Raw genomic sequence first — 10297 nt, 5'->3', positions numbered from 1 at the left:
CATTTAAACTATGATTTATTAAATGTTGGCTCAATATACGACGAAGTTCTAATACTGTTTCAGGTTTTAGTTGGATTGAATGCCCACCTTTAATGACTTTTTCTGAAATAGCCCCCTCCAAATGAGCACTTTTATACGGAACAATACCGTCTGTAATGGTGTTTGGATCATCGCTTTTGGTGATATTGCCCATAATAGAGTGAAAAACTAGACCTTCTTTAGGGGTTATGCCTGAGGTGAGTTCCATAAACTCAGATTTATTACTCAGATCGCTAGGGCCATTTTGAAGTTTATTATTGATAGTTCTTACAAAGTCTTTAAGGTCGTCGTCATTACTTATCAATGTATCAGTTAATGTTTTTAAAAATGTAGAGGGTAATCGAATAATTTTTCGTGCAGTTAAAGTGAACCATCGATCGGCATAGTTTGTCCCCCGATGCGGAGCCGCAAGGAAAATGACGCGATCAAAGTTTGGAATAGGTTCCATTTTTAAACGTTCGCTAATTACAGGATGTTTTCTCATACGTGCTTGTTCATAGTTACTCATCATAGGTAAGGCTTCTTTTAAAATATCAGCATTACTCACTAAAAGCCGACTAATAATTCCTCCCATGCTATGACCAATTAAAACAGCATTAGTGGCAGCGGGGTCTTGCGGATTAAGAGATCCAAATGCTTGCTTAAGTAATGCATAAATTTGAAAACGACTTTCTAAAATAGGCATATTGGTTGAGTAAAAGATTTGCCAAACTTGATAATTTTCACGTAACGTTTTATCTCCCATAATTTCATTGGTTACTGCAATCCATGCTTCTGGACTACTGGCCAGCCCATGAACCAATACAATTACTTTTTTATTTGGATTATAGGGTTCAAGCATATATAAATGTGGCATGTTTAATCGTTGATTGCGGTCAATCAGGGTCAAATATGCAGCCGCACCTAGATTATTTTCAGCCAGCCATAAACCATAAGGTGCAGAGAAATTTGCTGCCAGTGAGTATTCTTTGCCTGCAATATTAATTTTTTCGACATTGTAAGGGTCATAGATTTTTATTTTGAAATTTGGAATATTTAATATGTCACTTTGGGTCGCTATTTCATTTTGTGGTTCGGCCACCAGAGTAGAAGCAAGGTAATGGGCTTTATGAATATTCGGATTGATACCATTTGGGTAATTGTAAGCTAGAGGATCAAGGATATATGGGTTTTCTTTTTGGTTTGGGTCTTCTTTAGAGTGTAAAACTGCCACAAAATCTGAGCCGAAACCATCACGACGATTAATGGTTCTTAAGCCAGAGAAGTTCATGTTGTAACTTGAAGTGAATTTTTCAAGTTTTTTGCCTTGTAATTTTTGATAGGACCCAATATCAATCGTATATGTACTTTTACCAATTTTTATCTCGGAAGGAATTGTTGCGGAAGTATTCTTTTCACTATACACATTCACTAATTGATTGAGTGCCTGATTATAAAAATCTCGAATTTGTACTTGTCGATTATCAAAAATACGATCTTGAGGTTCGCGAGATGATTTAAATAAATAAGCATAGCTATAGCGAATACTTTTATCTAAAGCGTGAAGTTCTTGTTCCAAACAGTCGGCATTGTTTGCTTCTTCAGCTTTAGCATTTACATTATTGTTGGTTTTGCAATCATAAGACTCCGAAAGAGCCAAAGCTTTGGAAAGATAGAGTTCGCTGGCAGTAGATAATAATTGATCTCCCTGTATTTGAGGAATCTTCTCTAAATCAGCAATACATGTTTCTGGAGTCTGCATGCAAATTTTTGCATCCATACCAGACATATATAAAACATTTAGGCTGGCTTCGCTTAATTTTTTTTGGGTGAGAATACTATTACGTTCGTTAGAAATAGTGGTATGAAGTGTCTGTTTCTTCAAGCTCACCAACTGACAGCCACTTGTAGTTAATATACTAAATAGGCTGAGAATACATAAGGATTGGCGTAGGGGAAATATTAGTATTTTCATAACTAGACCTCATAAATAAGGCAGGGCAAAATTCAAATCAACTGAATTACATATGCGAAAAAACGAATTTCTAATCATCCTTTTTTAGAAAAAACATGAAATTTAAAGGCTAATGATGATGCCTAATTAGCCTTTAAAAGATTTTTGAAGAATAGGTTATTTATTTAACCCTCCACCCAAGGCTTTATAGAGTTCAATTTGATTATTTAATTTGGTTTGTTCGAGAATCAGTAAACCTTGTTGAGCCGAATATGCAGAACGCTGAGCATCCAAAACAGTCAAATAACTATCAATTCCAGTCCTAAAGCGGGCGGTAGAGAGTTTATAAGTGGTATCGGTTGCAGACACTAAACGGCGCTGGGCATTTAAACGTTCTTCGATATGTGCATGGGCTGCTAAGGCATCATTGACTTCGCGGAAAGAAGATTGAATCGCTTTTTCATATTCAGAAAGCGCAATCTTTTGCTCGATCTCTGAAACCTTAATATTTGCTTTACGAGTTCCCCAGTCAAAAATAGGCAGGTCTATACTAGGACCAACTGACCATGCAAAGCCGCCAGATTTAAATAAATCTTTCAGTTCCGTCGATGCATATCCAGCTGAACCTGTGAGTGTAATGGTCGGAAACATGCGGGCTTTTGCAGCGCCAATGTTGGCACCAGCTGCACGAAGTTGATATTCAGCTACTTTTAGGTCTGGACGGTTTTGTAGTAAATCGCTACTTAAGCCTGTTGAAAAATTCTTTTCTTGAGTAATCGTTTTAACCGACTGAGTCGGAAGCAGTTTTGATGGAATCGCTTGTCCAGCCAAAAGATTTAACAAGTTCTGTGCTTGTGAAACTTGTGTTCTGTAGTTTGCGACATCATTACGTGCTGTTTCGACTGAAATCTGGGCTTGGCGTACAGGTATTTCGCTATCAATCCCGACGTTAAAACGTTTCTGGTTGAGATTGTATGAATCAAGTTGAGCTTTTAAGGTTTGTTCCGCAAGGTTTAAGTTTGCTGTTGCAAACGAATAGTTTAACCAAGCTTGTGCAACTTGGCTCACCAAACTAATTTGAGTTGAGTCTTTAGCACTTTGTGTTGCAAGGTAGTTATTTAATGCCGCATCTTTAAGACTTTTAACACGGCCCCAAAAATCTAGCTCATACGCTGTTACACCTAATCCTACCTGAAATGTAGAATAAGGATTGTTAGGATCTACAGATGGGTTAACTTGCCTAATGGCGTTTGCTGTTGCACCAATGGTTGGAAGTTGATCATATTTAGTAATTTGGTATTGCTGCTGGGCACGTTCAATATTTAAAGCTGCTGTACGTAAATCACGGTTATTATTCAAGCTTATTTCAATGACTTCCAATAAACGAGGATCGGCAAAGAAAGTTTTATATCCTTGGTTAGCAATTGAAGGACCAGAATAAGATTCAGCGAAATTTTGTGGAATATCAGACTTAACAGCCGGTTGAGGCGATTGCATACTTATACATGCAGTTAAGGTGATTGAAAGTGTGGAAATCATAAATCCACGAGATAAAACAGCCGACTTAGACATGCTTTTCTCCAAATAATAGAATAAATTTAGATATAAGAGGAACAAGGGAAATTCTTTAATTTCCCTTGCTTTATTTCATTTAAGATTTAATTTTCTGCTTGGAAGAAAACAGTTTTTCGGCCGCACCTAGTACAAAGATAAAGAACACCGGTACAAAGAAAATTGCCAAAATTGTTGCTGAAATCATGCCGCCAAACACGCCAGTTCCGAGCGCATGTTGTGTTTCAGAACTTGCTCCTGATGCAATGACTAAAGGCACAACACCACAAGTAAAGGCAAGAGAAGTCATGAGAATAGGGCGTAAGCGAAGTTTTGCTGCGGCAACAGTAGCTTCAACTAAACTCATTCCTTCTTCTTTGAGCATCTTGGCGAATTCAACAATCAAAATTGCATTCTTGGCGGAAAGACCGATAATCGTAATCAGGCCAATTTTGAAAAACACATCATTCATCAGCCCTTTGCACATAATGGCAATGACCGCTCCAAAAATACCTAATGGTACTACCAGCATGACAGATAACGGAATTGACCAACTTTCATAAAGAGCTGCGAGTACAAGGAACACAACTAACATCGATAAACCAAGTAAGAATGCCATTTGTGATTCTGATTGTTTCTCTTGGAGAGAAATACCAGTCCATTCATAGCCAATCCCTTTTGGTAATTTTGCGATGAGTTGTTCCATTTCACGCATTGCATCACCAGATGAAGTATCGAAGTTAGGAATGCCCGCAATACTCAAAGATGGACGTCCGTTGTAGCGGTTGTATTGTTGGGGTGCTTTGTTCCATTGAGGAGTCACAACTTCTGATAAAGACACCAACTGGCCACTTGCACCCATTACTTTAAGATTCAAAATATCCTTTAATTGCATACGTGATTTTGCTTCAACCTGCACAATCACTTGCTGCATGCGGCCTTGATTTGGGAAGTCATTGATATACATCGAACCCATTGATGTTGAGATAATGTCTGAAACATCAGCGAATTTAACACCCAGAGCACTTAATTTTTCTCGGTCAATTTTTAGAGAAATACTATCTCCTTGAGGAAGGCCCTCATTCCAAACCATATAAAACTTTTTATTTTTGGCAGCCATTTCCATTAATTGATCTTGAGCAGCAAGCAATGCAGGCATACCTAAGTTCGCTCGGTCTTGTAATCGAAGGCTAAAACCAGAGAACGTACCTAACTCATCAATGGCTGGAGGTAGAACAGCCATTGATGTTCCTTCTTTACTATGTGCCATTGTTTCATTAATTGAGTTGGTCATCTCAGATGCTGAAGATGTTCTTTCCTTGAAATCTTTTAGTGTTGTAAAGGCAACGGCAACATTCTGACCTGAACCACCGAAACCCCAACCTAAAATTGACGTATTGCTTTTAACATCCGGATTGTCTTGAATGCTTGCTTCAAACTCTTTCACAACACTTTTAGTTCGTTCAGTAGAAGCATCAGATGGAAGTTGGAAGGTTGTTAAAAACCAACCTTGATCTTCTTCGGGCATAAATGCGGTTGGCCAATATTTCATTCCTGCAAAGGTTGCAACTGTAATAATGATAAACAGCACCATCATTGGAATGGAGTGTTTGATCACTTTAAAGAGAATGATTTCATACTTTTTAGTGAGGTTATCAAAGGTACGGTCAAACCATGCAAAGAATCCTTTTTTCTGATGATGTTCATCAATTGGTTTAAGAATTGTCGCACAAAGTGCAGGGGTTAAAATCAATGCTAACAGTGCAGAGAATAAGATCGACACTGACATGGTTAGCGTAAATTGCTTGTAAATGATTCCGACCGAACCACTGGCAAAAGCCATTGGTAAAAATACAGCAGCGAGTACCAAGGTAATCCCAATAATTGGACTCGTGATTTCTTTCATGGCTTTAGAGGTCGCTTCCTTGGGAGGTAAGCCCTCGGTCGCCATAATTCGTTCGACATTCTCTACGACAACAATCGCATCATCGACGATAATACCGATGGCGAGCACCATACCAAACATGGTGAGTACGTTGATTGAGAAACCCGCAAGCAGCATGACTGCAAATGTTCCTAACAATGCAATAGGAGCAACAATTGCTGGAATAAGTGTGTAACGGACATTGTGAAGAAATAGATACATCACAATGAAAACCAAAACCATGGCTTCAAGTAATGTGTGAATTACCTTTTCAATCGATATTTTGACAAATGGAGCAGTATCGTAAGGAATACTAAATTGCATACCTTCCGGTAAATTAACTTTTAATTCTTCAATTTTGGCTCTCACACCCTCAGCAGTTTTTACAGCATTTGCGCCAGGACTAAGCTGGATTGCCGCTGCCGTTGCTGGTTTACCATTTTCTAAAATAGCAAAGTTATATGCTTGTGAACCAATTTCAACATTCGCAACATCAGAAAGTCTAATGACACTACCGTTGATCTTACTTTTTAAGCTGATATTTTTGAATTGTTCAACGTCATTTAATTGTCCTTGAGCAGATAAAGGAACCGTAATGAGTTGTCCTTTCTCGGCAGGCAAATCACCTAAACGGCCAGGAGCAATTTCGACATTATTTTCACGAATTGCCGCATTTACATCACTGATTGAAAGACCATATGAAACTAACCGATTTGGATCTACCCAAATACGCATGGCCTTCTCGGCACCAAATGATTGAACTTTACCAACACCTTCAACACGTTTTAATTCTTCAACGACATTTCGGACAAGGTAATCGCTCAGATCAACTTCAGAATATTGATTGCTAGGTGAATTAATACCCACCAACATTAAGAAGCCAGATGATGTCGCCTCGACTTGTAGACCTTGTTGACGAACAATTTGAGGAAGACGAGCTTCAACGGCTTTAATTTTATTTTGCACATCAACCTGAGCCATATCGACATCTGTACCTGGTTTAAAGGTAGCCGATATTTGAGCCATACCCGAAGTGTCGGTGGTTGCGCTGTAGTAAAGTAAGTTTTTAACGCCGGATAGTTCTCTTTCAATCAGTGTCACTACACTGTCATTAATTGTTTTCGGAGTAGCACCTGGATAAACAGCACTAATGGTAACTTGTGGAGGCGCGACACTAGGGAAACGTGCTATGGGAAGTTTGGGAATACTAAGTAGCCCAAACAAGATAATGAAAATCGCAATCACCCATGCAAATACAGGGCGACGAATAAAAAATTGTGACAACATCATTGAGCTCCTTTAGTAACAGGTGCTTTCCAATTCGTTATTTCAAGCTTTTGATTAGGTTGAATGCGATCAATTCCCTCAACGATGACTTTGTCACCTACTTTGAGCCCTTTATTCACTAAATAGAACTGTTCATGTTGCTGTCCAAGTTCAATCGGACGAATATCTGCAGTGCCTTTAGCATTGATGACATAAACCTGTGGGTCACCATTGTTATTACGCTGGATCGCTTGAGCTGGTACAAGAAGGGCTTGAGGGACTGATGCTCGGTCAATATTGACACGTACATACATTCCAGGAAGTAATTTGCGTTCAGGATTGTTTACTACAATACGAATGGTGACATCGCCTGTTTCAGGATCTACATTGATATCCTCAAATAGCATCTTTGCGCTAACATTGTAGAATTGACCTTGGCTATTAGAAATACGAACGGTTTTATCATTGTTGGCAGATAACTCACCGCTTTGTAATGCAGCCTGTAAACGTTCGTATTCACCAATAGACTGCTTTACATCCACATAAACTTTGTCGATCTGCTGTACAGTAGCAAGAGTATTGGTATCACCTTGGCTGACTAAAGCACCTTCGGTCACAAATGATTGTCCAATACGACCAGAAATTGGCGCGCGTACTGTTGCGTATTGCAAATTAAGATTTTGGCGTACCAGTAAAGCTTTCATTTGCGCGACATCAGCTAAAGCCTGGCGATACTCTGCCTGTGCATTATTCACTTCTTGCTTACTAACCGCGTTACTTGGTAATAGTTGTTCGTAACGTTGTAGTTGAACTTTTAGACGAGCAACCTCTGCTTCAGCTTTATTTAAAGATGCTTGATTGCTATTAACATCAGCTTCAAAAGTTTCAGCGTTAATTTTGTAGAGGGCTTGACCCGCTTTAACTTCACTACCTTGAGTAAATAATACTTTTTCAATAATGCCGCCGACTTGCGGACGAATCTCGGCAGTACGGAAGGCCTGAACACGAGCTGGAAGGTTCTCGCTAAAATTAACAGATTGTGGTTTAAGACTTAATACACCTACTTTAGCAGGAGGAACTTCAGGCTGTTTAGTTTCTTCTGAGCTACAACCTTGGACAACTAGTCCAATAGATAAAAATAATGGAAGTAAAAAATGCTTTTGCATACTGTCCAACCCTATGGAGTTTTTGATGTTGTTATTATTTTGAGTAAGTGTGTAATCAAGGTCATTGAAATGTGGAAAAAGTGTGGAGATCAGCACATAAATAAGCGTATTATGTAGTTTGACTGAAATTTTTCGATGATTTATCTATGTTCGAAGCTTCATTTTCTTTTGATTGCCGTGATAAACAAATTCTTGTTGTAGAAGATGAATACGATATTGGGGACATTATTGAACAATATTTAAAACGTGAAGGCATGCGAGTTATTCGGGCAATGAATGGTAAGCAGGCAATCGAAATTCATGCATCACAACCCATTGATTTGATTTTACTTGATATTAAATTACCTGAACTCAATGGTTGGGAAGTACTGAGTAAAATTCGTCAAAAAGCACAAACGCCCGTCATTATGCTGACTGCATTAGATCAAGATATAGATAAAGTGATGGCCTTGCGAATCGGCGCAGATGATTTTGTAGTCAAGCCTTTCAATCCAAATGAAGTGGTTGCACGTGTTCAGGCTGTTCTTAGACGAACCCATCAGAATAAAAAAACGGTTATCAAAACTCTAATTTATAAAAATATTGAAATTGATACTGAGATTCATAGTGCTTATATGAATCAGATGGGAAAGAAGACCTTACTTAACTTGACATTAACTGAATATAAAATACTACTCTTAATGATTAATCAGCCACATAAAGTATTTACGCGTGGAGAATTGATGAATCAATGCTTGCCCGATAGTGATGCTTTAGAAAGAACGGTTGATAGCCATGTCAGTAAGTTAAGAAAAAAACTAGAAGAGTATGGGCTTGAACACATGCTTATTAATGTCCGCGGTGTCGGATATAGATTAGATCATCCCCAAGAATAATAGGATTGGATAGAAACAAGCCGACATACTGCAAGTTGAGATACGACAATGAAAAATAAATTAGGGATTAATAAGCAATTTTTTATTGCTTTTAGTATGGTGAATTTAAGTATCACTTTATTGTCTGTATTTGTAGGCTATGTTGTTTATAACTATGCAATTGATCATGGATGGGTTTCATTAAGTTCCTTGCAAGGAGACTTTACAGATTTTCATCTTGTTGACTGGATTTGGCTAGGTATAGTCATTTTATGTGGTTCAATTATTTCTTTAATCATTGGAATGCAGTTAGCAAAAAGATTTATTGTGCCCATTAATTCATTGGCAGATGCCGCGAATAAAATTAGTGAGGGTGATTTATCTGCTCGAGCAAATGATCAAAAAGTTCACTCCACAGAGATTTATACATTAATTTTAAATTTTAATGATATGGCTCAAAAGCTTGAAAGCTCTGTACAAAATGCACAAGTATGGAATGCTGCTATTGCTCATGAATTAAGAACACCCATCACAATTTTACAAGGTAGATTACAAGGCATTGTAGATGGAGTTTTTAAAGCTGAGCCCGAGCTAATTCGAAGTTTGTTGAACCAAGTAGAGGGGCTGTCCTACCTAGTAGAAGACCTGAGAACATTGAGTTTATTTGAAAATAAACAGCTTAAGTTAAATATTGAGTCAGTTGACTTTTTGAGATGTGTTGAAAAAGTAATACGGATGTTTGATGAAAAACTTAGAGAATCAAATTTCACTATAAATTACGACATTTCTAATGATCTTGTATCTTGCGATGCAAGACGTATGGAGCAAGTCTTAATCGCGTTGATTGATAATGCAATTAGATACTCTAATCCTGGAAATTTAAACATTAAGTCTTCAGTTGAACAAGGACAATGGATTTTAGAAATAGTCGATGAAGGACCGGGAATTCCCGTTGAATATCAAAAAGAATTATTCAATCCATTTTATAGAGTAGAGCAGTCTAGAAATAAAGCTTTGGGAGGGACAGGGTTAGGCTTAGCAGTCGTGCAAGCCATTGTTTTAGCTCATTCTGGCACCATTCGATATGAAAATCGAAATAGTAGAAGTGTATTTACAATTAAAATAAACCTTGAATGATCAAATGTGAGTAATGAAAAATTATGCTATCTAATCCAATTAATACCTTATCTATGTCTATGGGGCTAATTTTTGGTTTAGCTGGTTTACCACATATTCTTATGCGCTTTTTTACAGTACCAAATGCTGCTGAAGCATGCCGTTCAGTCTTTTATGCTTCTGGTTATATTGGTTACTTCTTTATTGTCTGATGAAAATTTATAGAGTAATTGAGTAGAGATAAAGGCTAAATCTGTTGAATTTATGGAAGCTTTTACAGACAAATCAGAACTGAGCCTAAAAGCATTTAGATCATCTTCCCATTTATGACTTCCCAATAATAGATCTAATTCAAGACTATCTACTTTATTAAAATTTGTTAGACATTGAACTGAAGAAACTATCTCTGAGTTATTCAAATATTCAGGAGACATGCTTTCAATATAAC

General features: G+C 37.7%; 6 protein-coding genes and 1 pseudogene. 3 read left to right on the top strand and 4 right to left on the bottom strand.

What is annotated here, in order from left to right; all coding sequences use genetic code 11:
• From HUN22_RS12590 to HUN22_RS12575, 4 genes are all read right to left on the bottom strand, one after another.
• The coding region (locus HUN22_RS12590; protein ID WP_174729860.1) for an esterase/lipase family protein at positions 1-1993 on the bottom strand (1993 nt) is incomplete at its 3' end.
• Between the two features lie 156 nt (positions 1994-2149).
• Positions 2150-3544 carry an AdeC/AdeK/OprM family multidrug efflux complex outer membrane factor gene (gene adeC / locus HUN22_RS12585; protein WP_174729857.1) on the bottom strand — a complete coding sequence of 465 codons (1395 nt, stop codon included), beginning with the start codon at positions 3542-3544 and terminating at the stop codon, positions 2150-2152.
• Positions 3545-3623: 79 nt separating this feature from the next.
• Positions 3624-6734, bottom strand: a complete 3111-nt coding sequence (locus tag HUN22_RS12580; protein WP_125739595.1) for an efflux RND transporter permease subunit — start codon at positions 6732-6734, stop codon at positions 3624-3626.
• Positions 6734-7879 (bottom strand): efflux RND transporter periplasmic adaptor subunit, encoded by a 1146-nt coding sequence (locus HUN22_RS12575; protein WP_174729854.1) that lies wholly within the window; start codon positions 7877-7879, stop codon positions 6734-6736. Before HUN22_RS12575 ends, HUN22_RS12580 begins: the two co-directional genes overlap by 1 nt.
• Positions 7880-8025: 146 nt before the next feature.
• On the opposite strand from HUN22_RS12575, the gene adeR reads away from it, so the two are divergent.
• The 3 genes and pseudogenes from adeR to HUN22_RS12560 all read left to right on the top strand — a co-directional run.
• Positions 8026-8754, top strand: a complete 729-nt coding sequence (gene adeR / locus HUN22_RS12570; RefSeq protein WP_174729850.1) for an efflux system response regulator transcription factor AdeR — start codon at positions 8026-8028, stop codon at positions 8752-8754.
• A gap of 48 nt (positions 8755-8802) precedes the next feature.
• Positions 8803-9870 carry a two-component sensor histidine kinase AdeS gene (adeS, locus tag HUN22_RS12565; protein ID WP_174729848.1) on the top strand — a complete coding sequence of 356 codons (1068 nt, stop codon included), beginning with the start codon at positions 8803-8805 and terminating at the stop codon, positions 9868-9870.
• Positions 9871-9893: 23 nt separating this feature from the next.
• Positions 9894-10058: pseudogene (locus tag HUN22_RS12560) on the top strand (sodium:solute symporter family transporter); the annotation flags it as partial.
• Between the last annotated feature and the right edge of the window lie 239 nt (positions 10059-10297).

The sequence above is a fragment of the Acinetobacter lactucae genome, from assembly GCF_013344765.1.
Classification (GTDB): Bacteria; Pseudomonadota; Gammaproteobacteria; order Pseudomonadales; family Moraxellaceae; genus Acinetobacter; species Acinetobacter lactucae_A.
Note: the sequence above shows the minus strand (reverse complement) of the source record. Positions and strands in the feature narration are given on the sequence as shown.

Excerpts from the sequence above, each read along its gene's own strand:
- adeC (WP_174729857.1), bottom strand. The coding sequence starts at position 3,544 with ATGTCTAAGTCGGCTGTTTTATCTCGTGGATTTATGATTTCCACACTT.
- HUN22_RS12580 (WP_125739595.1), bottom strand. The coding sequence starts at position 6,734 with ATGTTGTCACAATTTTTTATTCGTCGCCCTGTATTTGCATGGGTGATT.
- HUN22_RS12575 (WP_174729854.1), bottom strand. The coding sequence starts at position 7,879 with ATGCAAAAGCATTTTTTACTTCCATTATTTTTATCTATTGGACTAGTT.
- adeR (WP_174729850.1), top strand. The coding sequence starts at position 8,026 with ATGTTCGAAGCTTCATTTTCTTTTGATTGCCGTGATAAACAAATTCTT.
- adeS (WP_174729848.1), top strand. The coding sequence starts at position 8,803 with ATGAAAAATAAATTAGGGATTAATAAGCAATTTTTTATTGCTTTTAGT.